Consider the following 19239-nt stretch of genomic DNA (forward strand, 5'->3'; position numbering starts at 1 on the left):
GTAGGAACGGTGCTGCTGAATCCGGATCGGGACCAACAGAGCGAACAAAAAGCGGCATAGCAGAACGGTTGACGCGACAACCACCTTGAAAAACGCCGGGGCAAGAGCGTTTTGCTTACTTTGCCGCTTTTGCAAAGTGAGCCGCCGTCAGGGCGGAACCCTAAGTGGCCGTTACCGCAGGAATGGATATGTACTCGGTATAACAGTGTCGGCTGTCATGCCGCCTTCGCGAGCAAGCCCGCTCCCACAGTGGGATCGTGGGGTGTCAGGTAGATAAGCATCGGCTGGAAGGCCGTCATCGCAGGCAAGCCAGCTCCCACATTTGGATCCTGGGGTGTCAGGTAGGGATGCGCCGGCTGTCAGGCCGTCACGGGAGCAAGCTCCCTCGCCACAGGTCCAGCGTCGCCCCAAAGTTGTGTAGATACCTATGCTCATCGCAGACAAGCCAGCTCCCACAATAGTCAGACAACTGGGTCTACTGTGGGAGCTGGCTTGCCTGCGATGGCGTCATCGGCTCCGGACGATAAGCTCCGATACCGACTTGAGCAGGCTTTTCATAACGTAAAAGGGCGAGCCAGGAACACATCCGCCAGCAATTGATTACGCGGCAGGCCCGCCAGGAACAAGCGCTTGGAAAAGGCCTCGACGCTGGCAGGATGCCCGCAAAGCAAGGCCTGGGTGTGCCGGGAAACAAGCCGCAGTTGCGCCAATGCCGGCTGCAACTGCGCCGCGGTCCATAGCTCCACGGTGAGGTGCCCATGCTGCGCGGCAAGGGCTGCCAGGGGTTCAGCCAGATAATGAGCCTCGGCCTCATGGGCCAGGTGAATCACGCGAATGTCGCCCTGATGATCCTGGCGCAGTGCCTCGCGCAACACGCCCCACAAGGGGCCCAGGCCAGTACCGGAGGCAAGCAGCCACAAGGGTCGCGATTGCCAGTCAGGATCATAGTGCAGTGCTCCACCCCGCAGTTCGCCCAGGCGTAGAGGCTCACCGACCTTCAACTGTCGCGCGGCATCGCTGAAGGCACCGGGTTGACGGCAGTCGATATGGAACTCCAGATACGGCTCCTCCTGGGGCAAGCTCGCCAGGGAATAAGGGCGTGCCACCTGCCCCGCCCACAACACCAAATGCTGCCCGGCCCTGTACCGCAGGGCACGTTCTGGTTGCAGGCGCAGGCGCAGTACCGTCGAACTCAGCCAATCGGCGCCCACCACCTGGGCGGGCAGGCCATCGCGCTGAGGATCAAACGCTTCGACCTTCAGGTCCACACTGACCCGGCACTGGCACGCCAGGCGCCAACCTTGCTGGCGCTGCGTCGGGCTCAGGGCTTCGGGCTGCTGGTCGTCAACCTCGCCCTCACAACGCACCAGGCACGCATGGCAACTGCCGGCCCGGCAACTGAAGGGCACGGCCACGCCGGCCTGATTCAAGGCATCCAGCAGGTTGCTGCCGGGGGAGACCGACCAATGGCGTTCGCCGACGTACAGTTCAGGCATATAAGGGCTCAATCATTGCAAAGGGCTAATCCATAATGCGGGTCGCGTTTGGTGGGAGCGGGCTTGCTCGCGAAGGCAGAGTATCAGCAACCACCTACGTCGAAGGGTACACCGCCTTCGCGAGCAAGCCCGCTCCCACATTGGCCTGTGTTCACACTCCTCAGACTTTGACCATAGTCGGGTGTATCGGCCACCGTGCCGGGTTATACTGCCGCGCCTTTTTAGCGTCGCGCCTGCACCATTCTGGCGTGCCTTGGAAAGATGGCTTCAGCCGACCGATGCAACACTGACACCATCTTTATTGAATGTTCCCTTATAGAGGAGCGCGACTCATGACCGTGATCAAGCAAGACGACCTGATTCAGAGCGTTGCCGACGCCCTGCAATTCATTTCCTACTACCACCCCGTTGACTTCATCCAGGCCATGCACGAAGCCTACCTGCGCGAAGAATCGCCGGCAGCCCGTGATTCCATCGCCCAGATCCTGATCAACTCGCGCATGTGTGCCACCGGCCACCGCCCGATCTGCCAGGACACCGGTATTGTCACCGTGTTCGTGCGCGTGGGTATGGACGTGCGTTGGGACGGCGCCACCATGGGCCTGGACGACATGATCAACGAAGGCGTGCGTCGCGCCTACAACCTGCCGGAAAACGTCCTACGCGCCTCGATCCTCGCCGACCCGGCAGGTGCGCGCAAGAACACCAAGGACAACACCCCTGCGGTCATCCACTACTCCATCGTCCCGGGTAACACCGTGGAAGTGGACGTGGCGGCCAAGGGTGGCGGCTCCGAGAACAAGTAGAAAATGGCCATGCTCAACCCGTCCGACTCGATCGTTGACTGGGTGCTCAAGACTGTTCCGACCATGGGTGCCGGCTGGTGCCCACCGGGTATGCTCGGCATTGGCATCGGCGGCACCGCCGAGAAAGCCGCGGTGATGGCCAAGGAAGTGTTGATGGAGTCCATCGACATCCACGAGCTGAAAAAGCGCGGCCCGCAGAACCGTATCGAAGAAATGCGCCTGGAGCTGTTCGAGAAGGTCAACCAACTGGGCATCGGCGCCCAGGGCCTGGGTGGCCTGACCACCGTGCTCGACGTGAAGATCATGGACTACCCGACCCACGCCGCGTCCCTGCCGGTGTGCATGATCCCCAACTGCGCCGCCACCCGTCACGCGCACTTCGTGCTCGACGGTTCGGGCCCGGCGTCGCTGGAAGCGCCACCCTTGGACGCCTACCCGGAAATCGTCTGGGAAGCCGGCCCATCGGCCCGCCGCGTCAACCTCGACACCCTGACCCCTGAAGAAGTGCAGAGCTGGAAGCCGGGCGAAACCGTCCTGCTCAACGGCAAGATGCTCACCGGTCGCGACGCGGCGCACAAGCGCATGGTCGAGATGCTGAACAAGGGCGAAACCTTGCCGGTGGACCTCAAGGGCCGCTTTATCTACTACGTCGGCCCGGTTGATCCGGTGCGCGAAGAAGTGGTTGGCCCAGCGGGCCCGACCACTGCGACGCGGATGGACAAGTTCACCCGTCAGATCCTCGAGCAAACCGGCCTGCTGGGCATGATCGGCAAATCCGAGCGCGGCCCGACCGCCATCGAAGCGATCAAGGACCACAAGGCCGTGTACCTGATGGCCGTGGGCGGCGCAGCTTATCTGGTGGCCCAAGCCATCAAGAAGTCGCGCGTGGTTGCCTTCGCCGAACTGGGTATGGAAGCCATCTACGAGTTCGACGTGAAAGACATGCCGGTCACCGTTGCAGTGGACAGCAAAGGTGAGTCCGTCCACATCACCGGTCCTGCCATCTGGCAGAAAAAGATCAGTGACAGCCTGGCGGTAGAAGTGCAGTAAGCACTTTCTCCACAAGCATAAAGGCGACTGCGGCCCCATGGCCCAGTCGCCTTTTTTATGCCTGGAACAAACTCGTTCATGTGGGAGCTGGCTTGCCAGCTCCCACACAAGCTCCTTGGCCACAAGATATGAGCCGCCCATGCTATGGTGCTCGCCCCTTACCGTGCCTGTTCATCATCGTATGATCGTGATCCCTCGCCCCCTGCGTCTGACCTTCTATTCCCTGTTGATCATCGCCGGTGCGGTGCTGGCCGCCGCCTTGGCCACGCGCCATGCCGAACGCCAGGCCCTGGTGGACGACGCCGCCCGTGCCAATCAGCAACTCGCGCTGTATGCCAACTCGCTGCACACCCTGATCGAACGCTACCGTGCCCTGCCCGCCGTGCTGGCGCTGGATTCGGAGATGATCAGCGCCTTGAAGGGCCCGCTGGACGCCGCTACGCAAGACCGGCTCAACCGCAAGCTGGAGCGCATCAACGGCGCTGCGCAGTCTTCGACCCTGGAACTGATGGACCGCACCGGCCTGGCTGTGGCCGCCAGCAACTGGAACCTGCCCAGCAGTTACGTCGGCCACAACTACGCGTTCAGGCCGTATTTTAGCCAGACCCTGAGCCAGGGCACCGGGCGCTTTTATGCGGTGGGCGTTACCACGGGTATTCCGGGCTACTTTCTTTCCAGCGCGGTCGTGGATGAGCAAGAGCAGTTCCTCGGCGCCATGGTGGTCAAGCTGGAGTTCCCCGAGCTGGAGCGCGAATGGGCCCAGGGCAATGACCTGCTATTGGTCAGCGATGCGCGGGGCATCGTGTTTATCGCCAACCAGCCGGGCTGGCGTTATCGCAACCTGCGGCCGTTGTCCGAAAATGACCTGGCTGAACTCAAAGCCACCCGCCAATACGACAAGAAGCAACTGCAGCCACTGGACACCCAGCCCCTGCAACGCTTTGACGAAAACAGCCACTTGATTCGCGTCAGCGGCCCCGACGGTAACGCCAATTACATCTGGGAGTCGCTGCCGCTCAAGCGCGAAGGCTGGACCCTGCACCTGTTGCGCAAACCCCAGTTCGCCTTTGAAGACCAACGTAACGCGGGCCTTGCCGCTGCGGGTTCGTGGCTGGCATTGGTGTTCCTGGTGCTGTTCCTCAGCCAGCGCTGGCGCCTGGCGCGCTTGCGCCAGCGCAGCCGTGAAGAGCTGGAACAATTGGTCGAAGAACGCACCCAGGCGCTGCGCACCGCCCAGGATGGCCTGGTGCAGTCGGCCAAGCTGGCGGCATTGGGGCAGATGTCGGCCGCCCTCGCCCATGAAATCAACCAGCCGCTGACCGCCCAGCGCATGCAACTGGCGACGCTGCGGCTGCTGCTCGACCATGGTCGCGTGGACGATGCCTACAAGGCTCTCACGCCATTGGATGACATGCTCACGCGCATGGCCGCGCTCACCGGCCACCTGAAGACGTTCGCGCGCAAGAGCCCCAGTGGCCTGCGCGAAAAGCTGGACCTGGCGACGGTGGTCGACCAATCCTTGCACCTGCTCGACGCGCGCCTGCGTGACGAAGCCATCGGTGTGGTGCTGGACCTCACCCGCCCGGCCTGGGTACGTGGCGACGCGATCCGCCTGGAGCAGGTGCTGATCAACCTGTTGCGCAACGCCCTCGACGCCATGGCCGATAAACCGCGCAAGCGCCTGGAAATCCGCCTGCACGCCGATCAGCAGCTGTGGCAGTTGAGCGTCTGCGACAGCGGCGGCGGGATTGCCGAAGAACATTTGAGCAGCGTGTTCGACCCGTTTTTCACAACCAAACCGGTGGGCGACGGGCTCGGCTTGGGGCTCGCGGTGTCCTACGCTATCGTGCATGAACTGGGCGGACGCCTGAGTGCCGCTAACCGTGGCGATGGCGCGACTTTCACCTTGACCCTGCCTATCGCCCTGGAGACGCCAGACCTATGTTGAACGCGGTGATTGTGGTCGATGACGAAGCCAGTATTCGCACGGCCGTCGAGCAATGGCTGAGCCTGTCGGGGTTTGAAGTGCAGTTGTTCAGCCGCGCCGAAGAGTGCCTGGCGCAATTGCCCAAGGACTTTGCCGGAGTGATTCTGAGCGACGTGCGCATGCCGGGGCTCAGCGGCCTTGAGCTGTTGGCCGAGGTGCAGCGCCGCGATGCCGATTTGCCGGTGATTTTGCTCACCGGCCATGGCGACGTGCCTATGGCCGTCGAAGCCATGCGCGACGGGGCCTACGACTTCCTGGAAAAACCCTTCAGCCCCGACGCCTTGCTCAACAGCCTGCGCCGGGCGTTAGACAAGCGTGGCCTGATCCTGGAAAACCGCCGCCTGCATCAACAGGCCGATCATCGCGCGCAGTTGGAGTCCAGCCTGCTGGGCGTGTCCAAGGGCCTGCAAAGCTTGCGCCGCCAAGTGCTGGACCTGGCGAGTTTGCCGGTCAATGTGCTGATTCGTGGCGAGACCGGCAGCGGCAAGGAGTTGGTCGCCCGCTGCCTGCATGACTTCGGCCCACGCGCCAAGAAGCCCTTCGTAGCCCTCAACTGCGCGGCGATCCCCGAGCAGTTGTTCGAGGCCGAGCTGTTCGGGCACGAAAGCGGCGCTTTCACCGGTGCCCAGGGCAAACGTATCGGCAAGCTGGAATATGCCCACGGCGGCACCTTGTTCCTGGATGAAATCGAAAGCATGCCCCTGGCCCAGCAAGTGAAATTGCTGCGCGTGTTGCAGGAACAGAAGCTGGAGCGGCTGGGCTCCAACCAGAGTATCCATGTGGACCTGCGCATCATCGCCGCCACCAAGCCCGACCTGCTGGAAGAGGCCCGTGCCGGGCGCTTTCGCGAAGACCTGGCCTATCGACTCAACGTCGCGCAACTGCGCCTGCCGCCATTGCGTGAGCGTCGCGAAGATATTCCGCTGCTGTACGAGCATTTTGCGCAAAGCGCCGCCGAGCGTTTGGGCCGCCAGGTCGAGCCCTTGAGTGGGCCACAGCTGGGGCGCCTGCTCAGCCATGACTGGCCGGGCAATGTGCGCGAGCTGGCCAACGTCGCCGAGCGCCAGGTGTTGGGGCTGGACGAGCCGGAACCGCAAGGGATCGAAGCCGGGCAGTCGTTGGCGGCGCAGCAGGAGGCGTTCGAGGCACACTGCCTGAAGGCCGCGTTGACGCGGCACAAGGGTGATATCAAGGCGGTGCTGGCCGAGCTGCAACTGCCGCGTCGTACCTTCAATGAGAAGATGCAGCGGCATGGGTTGGTGAGGGAGATGTTTCTCTGATCCCGCTTCTGTATTGATTGTAAGGACGTCTTCGCGAGCAAGCCCGCTCCCACATTTGAAATGCATTCCAACCTGTGGGAGCGGGCTTGCTCGCGAAGAGGCCAGTAGCTATAAGCGGATTTCCGCTCATCACCTAAAAACCATCAGCGACTTTCCGCTCAAAAAAAACCCATAACCCTTCTATTCCGGGCCTTCCTCTACCTGGCACAGCTCCTGCTATAGCCCGAACAGGCTGCGCACGCGCCGCTCCATAAAAACAACTAGATGAAGGATCCTTCAATGGATAACTCCAACACCGTGCCTCTGGGATCGACGGCCGCAAAAGCGCAGGAGCGCACCACCTCCAGCCGCATCAAGTCGATCTTCAGCGGATCGGTCGGCAATATGGTCGAATGGTACGACTGGTACGTCTACGCCGCCTTCTCGCTGTACTTTGCCAAAGCCTTCTTCCCCAAAGGCGACACCACTGCCCAACTGCTCAACACCGCCGCGATCTTCGCCGTAGGCTTCCTGATGCGCCCGATCGGTGGCTGGCTGATGGGCCTGTACGCCGACAAAGTCGGGCGTAAAAAAGCCTTGATGGCCTCGGTGTACCTGATGTGCTTCGGCTCGCTGCTGATTGCCCTGAGCCCCGGCTATGAAATCATTGGTATCGGTGCGCCGATCCTGCTGGTGTTTGCCCGTCTGCTGCAGGGCCTGTCGGTCGGCGGCGAATACGGTACCTCTGCCACTTACCTCAGTGAGATGGCCACCAAGGAACGTCGCGGTTTCTACTCCAGCTTCCAGTACGTGACCCTGATTTCCGGCCAGCTCATCGCCCTGGCGGTGCTGATCGTGCTGCAACAGGTGCTGACTACCGAACAACTGTACGCCTGGGGCTGGCGCATCCCGTTCGCCATCGGCGCCCTGTGCGCAGTGGTCGCGCTGTACCTGCGTCGCGGCATGGAAGAAACCGAGTCGTTCACCAAGAAAGAAAAAGCCAAGGAAAGCGCAATGCGCACCTTGATGCGCCACCCCAAGGAACTGATGACCGTGGTCGGCCTGACCATGGGCGGCACCCTGGCGTTCTACACCTACACCACCTACATGCAGAAATACTTGGTGAACACCGTCGGCATGAGCATCTCCGACTCCACCACCATCTCGGCGGCGACGCTGTTTCTGTTCATGTGCCTGCAACCGATCATCGGCGGGCTGTCGGATAAAGTCGGCCGCCGCCCGATCCTGATCGCCTTCGGCGTGCTTGGCACCCTGTTCACCGTGCCAATCCTCACCACCCTGCACACCATCCAAAGCTGGTGGGGCGCGTTTTTCCTGATCATGGCAGCACTGATCATCGTCAGCGGCTACACCTCGATCAACGCCGTGGTGAAGGCCGAGCTGTTCCCGACCGAAATCCGTGCACTGGGCGTAGGCCTGCCGTATGCCCTGACCGTGTCGATCTTCGGCGGTACCGCTGAATACATCGCGCTGTGGTTCAAGAGCATCGGTATGGAAACTGGCTACTACTGGTACGTGACCGCGTGTATCGCCGTGTCGTTGATGGTCTACGTGACCATGAAAGACACGCGTAAACACTCGCGAATCACCACCGACTAAAAAATGTGGGAGCGGGCTTGCCCGCGATAGCGGAGGATCAGTCAAAGTTGTATCAACTGACCCACCGCATTCGCGAGCAAGCCCGCTCCCACATTCGTTATGATGCGTGCCCCAGAATTCCATATGGAGCAGGTGATGTCCGACGATATCCACTTTTACGAACCCGCCAACGGCCACGGCCTGCCCCATGACCCGTTCAATGCCATCGTCGGCCCACGCCCGATTGGCTGGATCTCCTCGCACGACCGCGAAGGCCGCCTGAACCTGGCGCCCTACAGCTTCTTCAATGCGTTCAACTACATTCCGCCGATCATTGGGTTTTCCAGTGTCGGGCGTAAAGACAGCCTGAATAACATCGAACAGACCGGCGAATTCGTCTGGAACCTGGCCACCCGCCCGCTGGCCGAGCAGATGAACCAGAGCTGCGCGGCGGTATCGCCCGAGGTGAATGAATTCGAACTCTCCGGCCTGACGCCGGTGGCTTCGAAAATCGTTGGCGTACCACGGGTGGGCGAGAGCCCGGTGTCGTTCGAATGTAAGGTGACGCAGATCATCCAGCTGCAACGTGCCGATCAACAGTTGGTGCCAAGCTGGCTGGTGCTGGGCGAGGTGGTTGCGGTGCACATCGCCAAATGGTTGCTCAAGGACGGGATCTACGACACCGCTGCCGCCGAGCCGATTTTGCGTGGGGGTGGCCCGGCGGATTATTTCCAGTTGGGGCCGCAAGCACTGTTCAAGATGTACCGACCAGGCGCCACAAAACCCTGACTGCAATGCAATCAAAACTGTGGGAGCTGGCTTGCCTGCGATGGCGGTGGGTCAGTTAACTCAGGAGTGGCTGATACACCGCTATCGCAGGCAAGCCAGCTCCCACATTAGTTAGGTGTGCTGCCTCAGCGTTAAGCAATTGCCCAGGTCAGTTGCCCTTCTGCATCCACATCGACCAGCCGCTCAAGTTGCAACGTCGCCGCATCATCGGCATCGGACGCAGTCTTGAACGTCTGCCCATCAAGGATCTTATGAAACCTGGGTGCGCCCATGCCATCCAGTGCCTTGACAGCGACGGCGGCGCTGTAGCCACCTTCGCCCGGTACTACGGCGGAAACGGCTTCGTGGTGGGCAAATTGTTTACGTGCCATGTTGCAGGTCCTGGCCAATGGAAAGTCGGCCATTCTAACCGTTAACCGGCCAGTTGCAGGTACTCGCCGTAGGCCTGTGTGGCCGATGCGTCGGTGAAGGTCTGGAAGTCCATGCTGCGCACGACCATGTCGTTCAGAAGCTCAGTGAAGATCATCAGGGCCGCAGAGTTGAAGTAGGCGCTCATGGCCTGCTCGCTGCTCCAGAACCCGGACACCAGCCAGACATCGGGATCGACCTGGGAGTGCTGCAACGAGAATTGCAGGCAACCCTGGGCCTGGCGACCCGGTTCAATCAAACTGCTCAAGCGTGCACCGAGTTCGGTGCTGCACCCGCTACGGGCACGGATAAAGGCCATATGGCTCGCGGGAATGGGGGTGGACATGTTCGACTCTCCCGTTGAGAAGTGATGCTCGGCAAGCACAATGAGAACGTGTTGCCACAGGATCAAAGATAACGGCGCGGAGGTGGGCGCGGTTAGTCAATTCCTGCAGGCTTATTGCACAATCCTGCGAGAAGCGTAGGGAAGACGTTCGGCCCCAGGATTTATTCCAGGCCCAGGCCTCATGTTTCAGGCAGATGACAGGCTATGTACTTGCCTGATTCACGCCATCTCGCAGGATCAGGCAAGGATCCTGCAGAATCGACGTAACACTATTTGAAAAGCCGCCGCTAAGCTGAGCCCATCAAAGCAGCGTGTAGAGGACGCCCCATGCCGTCGCCAGAATCCAAGTCCGTTCCCCTCGATGCCGAGATGGAGAAACAACGCGCCGAGCTGGCCAGTATCGTGCACCGCCATACCTGGGAGGACGGTTCCTACGGCACGGCGATCACCTCGCTGTACCTGAACCGCCACAACGCGCCCCGAGATTTCATGCCGGTGCTGGTGGAACCCGCGCTGTGCATCCTCGCCAGTGGCAGCAAGGAAGTACGCCTGGCCGACGAGATCTTTGCCTACGACCCGCTCAACTACCTGGTGTTCTCGGTGGCGATGCCGGTGGCCGGCCGCATCATCGACGCCACCGCCGAGGACCCGAACCTCTCGGTGCGTATCAATATCGACCCGGCGCAACTCACAGCGCTGATCGCAGAGGCCGGGCCAATGGGCGTGCCCTCGCGCCCGACCTCACGAGGCATGTACGTCGACCGCATTGATCACGCACTGCTCGACGCGGTGCTGCGCCTGACCCGCTTGCTGGACACCCCTAAAGACATCGCGATGCTCGCGCCGCTGATCAACCGTGAAATCCTCTACCGTTTGCTGCGTGGCCCGCAGGGTTATCGCCTGTATGAAATTGCTGTGACTAATAGCCAGAGCCATCGGGTAAGCCGGGCGATCAAGTGGCTGAACGGCAACTATGAACAGCCGCTGCGTATCGACGACCTGGCCAAGGAAGTGAATCTGAGCGTCTCGACCTTGCACCACCGGTTCAAAGCGATCACGGCCATGAGCCCGCTGCAATACCAGAAACAACTGCGCTTGCAGGAAGCCCGGCGGCTGATGATTGCCGAAGGGCTGGAGGCCTCGGCGGCGGGGTATCGGGTGGGGTATGAAAGCCCGTCGCAGTTCAGCCGGGAGTACAGCCGGTTGTTCGGTGCGCCGCCGCTGCGCGACCTGGCCCGGTTGCGTCAAAGCATCTGATGTACGCGGAGCAAAATGTGGGAGCTGGCTCGCCTGCGATGGCGGTGTGTCCGTCGCTGATGAGTCAACTGAACCACCGCAATCGCAGGCAAGCCAGCTCCCACAGTTGATCGGCGGCGCTTACTAATCCAAGGTTCGGGGGAGTTGCAGGGTGACGCGCAGGCCGCCTTCGCGCAGATTCTGCAAACTCACTTCGCCCCCATGGCTGTGGGCAATATTGCGCGCAATCCCCAACCCCAATCCGTAACCCTGCTGCTGGCCGGCCAGACGGAAGTGCGGTTCAAACACCTGCTCCAGTCGCTGCTGCGGCACACCAGGCCCCTCGTCATCCACATGCAGGATGAACTGCACGCCATCGTCCTCGATATGCAAATGCGCGTTCTGCCCGTACTTCAGCGCGTTGTCGATCAGGTTGCCGATGCAACGCTTAAGCGCCAGCGGCTTGCCTGGGTAGGCTGACAGCGCCGCGCCATCGAGGGTCACTCGGCCATTGCCATGGGGTGCCAGGTATGGCTCCACCAGGCATTCGAGGACGTGATTGAGGTCCACCGGCTGGATGTTTTCGTGGATGTCGGTGTCTTTCACGCATTGCAGCGCGCCCTTGACCAGCAATTCCAGTTCATCCAGGTCACGGCCGAATTTGTTTTGCAGGTTCTCGTCTTCCAGCAATTCCACGCGCAGGCGCAGGCGGGTGATGGGTGTGCGCAGGTCATGGGAAATCGCGCTGAACAACTGGCTGCGCTCGGTCAAGTAACGGCTGATACGTTCACGCATGGCATTGAATGCACGGCCCACTTCCACCACTTCACTACCGCCGCCTTCAGCCACCGGCTCCACATCGGCGCCCAGGGACATGTCCCGCGCCGCTCGCGCCAGGCGCTTGAGCGGTCGGCTTTGCCAGTGCACCAGCAGGCCGATGAACAACAGCAGAAAACCGCTGGTGAGCACGATAAACCACACCTGCTGGGACGGCAGGCCTTGCTCTTCCAGGCTGGTGTAGGGCTCGGGCAACAGCGAGGCGATGTACAGCCATTCGCCGGGCGCCAATTGGATCTGGGTGACCAGCACCGGCGGGTTCACCGGTTCCAGGGTCAGCGCGTAATGCGCCCAGGAGCGTGGCAGTTCGTCGAGCTTCAGGCCGGCATTGAAGATGCGCAGGTCTTCGGCGCTGACGAACTCCACCGAGATATGCACGTCGGCACCCAGGGTCTGGCGCAGCACTTCATCCACCGCCACCAGCACCGCCTGCTTGCGCGGGGTTTCGGGCAATATCTGCATATCCAGCGGGCGATCATTCAGGGTCACCACAAAACGCGTGCCGCCCATGCTGCGCAATTGGTCCAGCACCAACGGACGATAGGCCACCGGCAGCGAACGAAAATAACTCACGCTGGCGGTCATTGAATGCGCCAGGCTGCGGGCGCTGGTGACCAAGCCCTCAAGCTGGGTGGCGCGCAGTTGCGACACCCAGATCACGCTGGACAGCGCTTGGGCGAACAGCACCGCCAGCAAGGTCAGGAGTAACATGCGCCCCAGCAGCGAGCGGGGTACCGGGAAGCGGCGACGGCGTTCGTTCAGCGGTTCAGTGGGCATTGCCGGCAACCACGCTGGCTGCCAGTTGATAGCCGCTGCCGCGCACGGTGCGGATCAGCCGCGGAGGTTTCTCGGTGTCGCGCAGGCGCTGGCGCAAGCGGCTGACGGCCATGTCGACGATACGGTCCAAGGGCATCAGGTCGCGGCCACGGGTGGCGTTGCCGATGGTGTCGCGGTCGAGGATCTGTTGCGGGTGGTCGAGAAACAACTTGAGCAAGGCGAAATCGGCACCGGAGAGAATTACCTCTTCACCATCCACATGAAACAAGCGGTGGCTGATCATATCCAGGCGCCATTCATCGAACACCCACACATCGCCGCCACTGCTGCGCTCCTGGCCGAATTGGCAGCGGCGCAGCAGTGCCTTGATGCGCGCCTGCAACTCGCGGGGGCTGAACGGCTTGCCGATATAGTCATCGGCGCCCAGCTCCAGGCCGATCACGCGGTCGGCTTCGTCGGAACTGGCGGTGAGCATGATGATCGGCACCTGCGCCTGGCGCGGGTGCTGGCGGATCCAGCGGCACAGACTGAAGCCGTCTTCGTCCGGCAACATGACATCGAGGATGACCAGGTCGCACGGTGCCTCGTTCATCGCCTGGCGGAACCCCGCGCCGTCGGACACGCCACGGACCTGGAAGCCGGCGCGACTGAGGTAGGTTTGCAGCAATTCACGGATTTCCTGGTCGTCGTCGACGAGGAGAATGGATTTACTGATTACGCTCACGGGGGCCTCCTTGTTGTTATGGCCTGGCTTAAATCATCGGGTGCCCTTTAGGCCGCCATCGCAGGCAAGCCAGCTCCCACAGTCTGGAATGCATTCCAAGTGTGGGAGCTGGCTTGCCTGCGATGGCGCCATTATGACCTATGCAAAAGCTTGCTCAAGCGCCACGCCAGCCCCAGTCAACCCGGAATACGGCGCCGTCACCAGCCACACGGGAATACCCTTGAAGTAGTCGCTCATGCAGCCTTTATCCGCAAAGCTTTTGGCGAAACCACTGGCGATAAAGAAGTCGGCAAACCTCGGTATCACCCCGCCCACGATATACACGCCACCGCGCCCACCGGTGGTCAAGACGTTATTGCCCGCCACCCGGCCCAGCCAGATGCTGAACTGGTCCAATACTTCCATGGCCACCGGATCGCCGGCCAGGCCCGCCGCCGTGATGGCTTCGGGGGTGTCCAGCACCGGCTCATGCCCATCCACCGCACAAATCGCCCGGTACAGCCGCGGCAAGCCGCCACCGCTCAACGCGGTTTCGGCGCTGACATGCCCGATCTCGCTGTAGATGTGTTGCCACAGCTGGGTTTCCCGTGGGCTGCTCAGGGGCAGGTCGACATGCCCACCCTCCCCCGGCAATGCTGCCCAACGGCCTGCGCCGAGGTCCAGCAAGGTGCCGACGCCAAGACCCGTGCCTGGGCCGATCACCACGGCCGGGCGCAAGGGCTCCGGCGTGCCTTCGCAGACCACACGGAATTCGTCGGGCTTGAGCCGGGTCATGCCCAGGGCCATGGCCGAGAAGTCGTTGACCAGCAACAGTTCATCCACCTGAAGGGCCTGGCAAAACGCGGTTTTGCTCAGGCGCCAGTGGTTGTTGGTGAACTTGAATTCATCGCCGCTCACCGGCCCGGCCACCGACAGGCACACCGCACCGATGTCCCCGATTTGCAGGCCTTCTTCTCTGAGATAGACCTTGATCGCCTCTTCAGGGCTGCCGTGATCCGCCGTGGCATGCACACGGATCGAATGCAGTTCCTGATCCCGCCATAACGCAAAACGGGCGTTAGTCCCCCCGATGTCACCGACCAGCGCAAGCTTCACTTAAGCGTCTCCAAGGCAGAGGTAAAGGCGCTGGCGCCCTGCTCTGCGGAGCTTGCGGCCAAGCGCATGAATGCAAACAGCTCGCGACCGGCCCCCACGTTATTGCCCAACAGGCCCGTGGCAGGCGTGCGCGCTGCAAATACTTCGGCGTCCACCTTAAGCTCCAGGGTGCCGGTAACGCCATCCACACGGATGATATCGCCATCCTGGACCCGCGCCAGCGGCCCGCCGCGCTGGGCTTCGGGGTTGACGTGGATCGCGGCAGGGATCTTACCCGACGCGCCGGACATTCGCCCGTCTGTCACCAGCGCCACTTTGAAACCACGGTCCTGCAACACGCCCAGGAACGGTGTCATCTTGTGCAGTTCCGGCATGCCGTTGGAGCGCGGCCCCTGGAAGCGCATCACCGCAACGAAGTCTTTTTCCAACAAGCCGGCCTTGAAAGCATCGGCCAGGTCCTGCTGGTCCTGGAACACCACCGCCGGCGCTTCGACAACCTGATGCTCCGGGGCCACCGCCGAAACCTTCATCACGCCACGGCCGAGGTTGCCTTCCATCACGCGCAAGCCGCCTTCCGGCGAGAACGCACGGGCCACCGGGCGCAGGATGGTTTCGTCGAGGCTTTCGATCGGGCCGTCGCGCCAGACCAGTTCGCCATCCACCAGGAAAGGTTCCTGGATATAGCGGCTCAGGCCCTTGCCAGCCACGGTGTTGACGTCTTCATGGAGCAGGCCGGCTTCCAGCAGTTCGCGGATCAGGAACGACATACCGCCCGCCGCCTGGAAGTGGTTGATGTCAGCCTTGCCGTTTGGATACACGTGGGACAGGGTTGGTACCACCTCGGAGAGGTCGGCCATGTCCTGCCAGGTCAGGATGATGCCTGCCGACATGGCGATGGCCGGCATATGCAGGGTGTGGTTGGTGGAGCCGCCGGTGGCGTTGAGCGCAACGATGGAGTTGACGATGGATTTCTCGTCGACGATCTCGCCGATCGGCGTGAAGTTGCCATTGGCCTTGGTCAAACGCGTGACCTGGTGGGCGGCTTCGCGGGTCAACGCATCCCGCAGCGGCGTGTACGGGTTGACGAACGAAGCGCCGGGCAAGTGCAGGCCCATGACTTCCATCAGCAACTGGTTGGTGTTGGCAGTGCCGTAGAAAGTGCAGGTGCCGGGGCTGTGGTAGGACTTCATCTCCGATTCCAGCAGCTCTTCGCGGCTGGCCTTGCCTTCGGCGTAGCGCTGGCGCACATCAGCCTTCTGCTTGTTGGAGATGCCCGACGGCATCGGCCCGCCAGGCACGAAGATCATCGGCAGGTGGCCGTAGCGCAATGCGCCCATCATCAGGCCAGGGACGATCTTGTCGCAGATGCCCAGCATCAGCGCGGCGTCGAACATGTTGTGGGACAGCGCTACCGCCGTGGACATGGCAATGACTTCACGGCTGAGCAGGCTCAGCTCCATGCCCGGCTCGCCCTGGGTCACGCCGTCGCACATGGCGGGGGTGCCGCCGGCGAACTGGCCGACCGAGCCGACTTCACGCAGAGCCTTTTTGATTTGTTCAGGGAAATGCTCGTAGGGCTGATGCGCCGAGAGCATGTCGTTATAAGAAGAAACAATTGCCACGTTGGCGGCATTCATCATGCGCAGGCTGTTTTTGTCTTCGGTGCCGCAACCGGCCACGCCGTGGGCGAAGTTGGCGCATTGCAGCTTGCCGCGCATCGGACCGTCGCTGGCTGCGCCGCGAATGAGCGCAAGGTAAGCCTCGCGGGTGGCGCGGCTGCGGGCGATAAGCCGTTCGGTGACCTCAAGAACGCGGGGATGCATGTATAGAACTCCAGGCTAACGGATGTGGCGACCTGAGAGTCTATGCTGATCAAACGCCCACGGCTCATGGGATGGCAGGGGGTCGTTTGGATCATCGGACCAGTTGATTCAGGTCACTCGTTGTAGATTGAACAAAATATTGCCACTAAAAAGGCTTGTTTTCTATTTTTATGCGAATAATCTTGTAATTCTTACAACAAATCGACGACAGGCACTTTCCGATGACTCTTCGAATCGCAATCAATGGTTTTGGCCGTATCGGCCGTAATGTCCTGCGCGCACTGTATACCCAAGGCTATCGCCAGGATCTGCAGATCGTCGCCATCAACGATTTGGGCGACAGCTCGATCAATGCCCACCTGCTCAAGTACGACACCGTACACGGCACTTTCGACGCAGAGGTTGCCCACGATCAGGAAAGCCTGACCGTCAACGGTGACCGGATTGCCGTGAGTGCCATTCGCAACCCCGCCGACCTGCCGTGGGCTGCGCACAAGATTGACGTGGTGTTCGAATGCACCGGTCTGTTCACCGACCGTGACAAGGCTGCCGCCCATATTAGCGCCGGCGCGCGCAAAGTAATCATCTCGGCCCCGGCCAAGGGCGCGGACGCCACGGTGGTCTATGGGGTAAACCATGACATTTTGCGTCAATCCCACCAGATCATTTCCAACGCATCGTGCACCACCAACTGCCTGGCGCCGGTGGCCCAGGTGCTGCATCGCGAGCTGGGCATCGAAAGTGGGCTGATGACCACCATTCACGCCTACACCAACGACCAGAACCTCACCGACGTGTACCACACCGACCCGTACCGCGCGCGTTCGGCCACCCAGAACATGATCCCGAGCAAGACCGGCGCCGCTGAAGCGGTGGGCCTGGTGCTGCCGGAACTGGCAGGCAAGCTGACCGGCATGGCGGTACGCGTACCGGTGATCAACGTGTCGCTGGTGGACCTCACCGTGCAGCTGAAGAAAGAAGCCACGGCCGACGAAGTCAATGCCCTGCTCAAACACGCCAGCCAGCATTCGAAGATCCTCGGCTACAACACCCTGCCGCTGGTTTCCAGCGACTTCAACCATAACCCGCTGTCGTCGATCTTCGACGCCAACCACACCAAGGTCAGTGGCAAATTGCTCAAAGTATTGGCGTGGTATGACAACGAGTGGGGCTTCTCCAACCGTATGCTGGATAACTGCCTGGCGTTGTGCAACGCCGAATAAGCCCTGGGCTGGATTGCATGGACTGACTTGTGTGGGAGCCTGGCCCCCACACAATCTCCAAGGCATCTCAAAGTGCCACTTGCCATTTCAGTTGATGATAAGCATTATCATTCACTGCAAATCGGTCTGGTATCACTGTGAGCCAATCTCGCTTCAACCACGTCTTCCTCACCCAACGGGTGATCCTGCTACGAACTCTGCAACGCATGGTGCATAACCACAGCACTGCCGAGGACCTGTTGCAGGAAACCTACCTGCGCGTGACTCGGGCCCTGAGCGAGCGGCCAATCGACCACCTTGAACCTTTTGTCTACCAGACAGCCCGCAACCTGGCGCTGGATCATTTGCGCTCGCGCAGGATTCAGGCGCGTACGCTGCAGGAGGATGTCCCGCTGGATGTCCTGCAAAGCGTCGCCGCGCCCGCCAGCACGCCAGAGGAAGCCACTCAGGCCGAGCAACTGCTGGAGCACCTGAGTGTCAGCCTCGGCCAGTTGAGCGCCCGCCAACAGCGGATTTTCATCCTCAGCCGCCTGCACGGTTGCAGCTACCAGGAGATTGCCGATCAGTTGGGTGTGTCCTTGAGCACGGTGCAAAAGGAACTCAAATTGATCATGGCCATCTGTGTGGGTGTGGCCGAAAGGCTGGATCAGCCTTAAGCTTCACCTGACAGAGGTGTCGATCCAAGCTGTAGGAAAAATGAATAGAACGTGGCGAAGACCCGAGGAACACCGTGACGGACCCGAATAAACTGCGCCCCCATGCGTTGGCTCATGAGGTGTTGCAAGACGCGGCCATGGACCAAGCCCTCGATTGGCTGATTGCCTTGCAGTGCCCGCAACCGGGCCAGCAGGCCGAGTTCGACGCCTGGCTGGCCCAGAACCCGGCGCATGTCCACGCCTTCAGCAAGGCCCAGGCCGCTTGGGGTGACGCGCCGGTACACAGCGCCGCCGTGGCCCTCGCCGCACCGCGCAAGCCCAGCGGCTGGCGCCGGATCAAACCGCACTGGAAACCCCTGGCCACCGCCGCCGTGTTACTGGTCGGCTTGTTCAGTTTCAGCAACCTGCCGGTGCGTTTGCAGGCCGACCATCTGACGGTGGTGGGCGAGCGCCAGCGCCTGCAACTGGACGATGGCTCCAAGGTGCTGCTGAACACCAACTCGGCGTTTTCCAGCACCATCAAGGACCACCAGCGCATTGCCCGCCTCTACCAGGGCGAAGCGTTCTTTGAAATAGCGCCCACCCGTGGCCTGCCCCTGGAGATCGACGCCGGCCCGGTGCGCGCCAGCGTGAGTGACACCGCCTTTGCCGTGCGCTACCTCAATGGTGAAGCCCAGGTCCAAGTGCAGCGCGGCGATGTCGACCTGAGCAATACTTTCGACGATGCCCGTGTGCGCCTGAGCGCCGGTGAAAGCATCCGCATCGGCCCCAAGGGTTTCGGCCTACCGGCCAAGCTCGATCCCAGCAAGGACCTGGCCTGGGTGCAGGGCCGGCTGGTGTTCGAAAACTGCCCGCTGAGCGAAGTGCTGGCTGAGTTGCGCCGCTATTCCCCAGGCTGGATCGTCAACAACAACGAGCAACTGGCCAGCGTCGCCGTCACCGGCAACTACCGCCTCGACCAGCCCCTGGACGTGGTGCGCTCCCTGGCTCACATCACCTCGGCCAAGCTGTCGGAGTACCCGGCGCTGGTGATCCTGAACTAAATGAGAATTATTTTTACTCGATGTTAACCGGCGATACGTCTCGTTATAGCCAATGCAACTGATTCCTATTTGGTTCGGTTCGCAA

Annotated in this window: 15 protein-coding genes and 1 pseudogene; 9 read left to right on the forward strand and 7 right to left on the reverse strand. The window is 61.4% G+C overall.

Translation table 11 applies throughout. From position 1 onward, the window contains the following. Nucleotides 1–554 precede the first annotated feature (554 nt). Nucleotides 555–1496: an iron-sulfur-binding ferredoxin reductase gene (locus CER19_RS11045; protein ID WP_116666447.1), complete on the reverse strand. Its 942-nt coding sequence runs from the start codon at nt 1494–1496 to the stop codon at nt 555–557. 332 nt (nt 1497–1828) lie between these two features. Between CER19_RS11045 and CER19_RS11050 the strand changes: the two are divergent. From CER19_RS11050 to CER19_RS11070, 5 genes and pseudogenes are all read left to right on the forward strand, one after another. Further along, nucleotides 1829–3352, forward strand: a pseudogene (locus tag CER19_RS11050) (fumarate hydratase). Between the two features lie 181 nt (nt 3353–3533). Continuing rightward, nucleotides 3534–5300: an ATP-binding protein gene (locus CER19_RS11055; protein ID WP_116666448.1), complete on the forward strand. Its 1767-nt coding sequence runs from the start codon at nt 3534–3536 to the stop codon at nt 5298–5300. After that, nucleotides 5294–6619 carry a sigma-54 dependent transcriptional regulator gene (locus CER19_RS11060; protein ID WP_116666449.1) on the forward strand — a complete coding sequence of 442 codons (1326 nt, stop codon included), beginning with the start codon at nt 5294–5296 and terminating at the stop codon, nt 6617–6619. Before CER19_RS11055 ends, CER19_RS11060 begins: the two co-directional genes overlap by 7 nt. Nucleotides 6620–6898: 279 nt before the next feature. Then, nucleotides 6899–8218: an MFS transporter gene (locus CER19_RS11065; protein ID WP_116666450.1), complete on the forward strand. Its 1320-nt coding sequence runs from the start codon at nt 6899–6901 to the stop codon at nt 8216–8218. Nucleotides 8219–8353: 135 nt separating this feature from the next. After that, nucleotides 8354–8986, forward strand: a complete 633-nt coding sequence (locus tag CER19_RS11070) for a flavin reductase family protein (protein WP_116666451.1) — start codon at nt 8354–8356, stop codon at nt 8984–8986. 131 nt (nt 8987–9117) lie between these two features. Here the strand turns inward: CER19_RS11070 and CER19_RS11075 are convergent, their stop codons facing one another. Together CER19_RS11075 and CER19_RS11080 are read right to left on the reverse strand one after the other, a co-directional pair. After that, nucleotides 9118–9357 carry a hypothetical protein gene (locus tag CER19_RS11075; protein WP_116666452.1) on the reverse strand — a complete coding sequence of 80 codons (240 nt, stop codon included), beginning with the start codon at nt 9355–9357 and terminating at the stop codon, nt 9118–9120. 41 nt (nt 9358–9398) lie between these two features. After that, a complete protein-coding gene (locus tag CER19_RS11080) occupies nt 9399–9740 on the reverse strand; it encodes an antibiotic biosynthesis monooxygenase family protein (protein ID WP_116666453.1) in 342 nt (113 codons plus the stop codon). A 327-nt stretch (nt 9741–10067) separates the two neighbouring features. Between CER19_RS11080 and CER19_RS11085 the strand changes: the two genes are divergently transcribed. Next, nucleotides 10068–10997 carry an AraC family transcriptional regulator gene (locus tag CER19_RS11085; protein ID WP_116666454.1) on the forward strand — a complete coding sequence of 310 codons (930 nt, stop codon included), beginning with the start codon at nt 10068–10070 and terminating at the stop codon, nt 10995–10997. Nucleotides 10998–11120: 123 nt separating this feature from the next. On the opposite strand, the gene CER19_RS11090 is transcribed toward CER19_RS11085, so the two are convergent. The 4 genes from CER19_RS11090 to edd form a co-directional block, all read right to left on the reverse strand. Beyond that, nucleotides 11121–12590, reverse strand: coding sequence for an ATP-binding protein (locus CER19_RS11090; protein ID WP_034128612.1), 1470 nt, complete (start codon nt 12588–12590; stop codon nt 11121–11123). Further along, nucleotides 12580–13314: a response regulator gene (locus CER19_RS11095; protein ID WP_003193918.1), complete on the reverse strand. Its 735-nt coding sequence runs from the start codon at nt 13312–13314 to the stop codon at nt 12580–12582. The genes CER19_RS11090 and CER19_RS11095 overlap by 11 nt, the downstream gene beginning before the upstream one ends. Nucleotides 13315–13452: 138 nt before the next feature. Continuing rightward, entirely contained in the window at nt 13453–14409 is a 957-nt protein-coding gene (locus CER19_RS11100) for a glucokinase (protein WP_116666455.1), read from the reverse strand. Next, nucleotides 14406–16232 carry a phosphogluconate dehydratase gene (gene edd, locus CER19_RS11105; protein ID WP_116666456.1) on the reverse strand — a complete coding sequence of 609 codons (1827 nt, stop codon included), beginning with the start codon at nt 16230–16232 and terminating at the stop codon, nt 14406–14408. The genes CER19_RS11100 and edd overlap by 4 nt, the downstream gene beginning before the upstream one ends. A gap of 221 nt (nt 16233–16453) precedes the next feature. Between edd and gap the strand changes: the two genes are divergently transcribed. The 3 genes from gap to CER19_RS11120 all read left to right on the forward strand — a co-directional run bounded on the left by gap (nt 16454) and on the right by CER19_RS11120 (nt 19154). Continuing rightward, nucleotides 16454–17455: a type I glyceraldehyde-3-phosphate dehydrogenase gene (gene gap, locus CER19_RS11110; RefSeq protein WP_003193921.1), complete on the forward strand. Its 1002-nt coding sequence runs from the start codon at nt 16454–16456 to the stop codon at nt 17453–17455. 137 nt (nt 17456–17592) lie between these two features. Then, complete coding sequence (locus CER19_RS11115) at nt 17593–18111, forward strand: RNA polymerase sigma factor (protein ID WP_003193922.1); 519 nt, start codon at nt 17593–17595, stop codon at nt 18109–18111. A gap of 74 nt (nt 18112–18185) precedes the next feature. Beyond that, a complete protein-coding gene (locus tag CER19_RS11120; protein ID WP_116666457.1) occupies nt 18186–19154 on the forward strand; it encodes a FecR domain-containing protein in 969 nt (322 codons plus the stop codon). Nucleotides 19155–19239 lie beyond the last annotated feature (85 nt).

Origin of the sequence: Pseudomonas sp. GL93 (assembly GCF_003408955.1) — a bacterium.
Taxonomy (GTDB): Bacteria; Pseudomonadota; Gammaproteobacteria; order Pseudomonadales; family Pseudomonadaceae; genus Aquipseudomonas; species Aquipseudomonas paracarnis.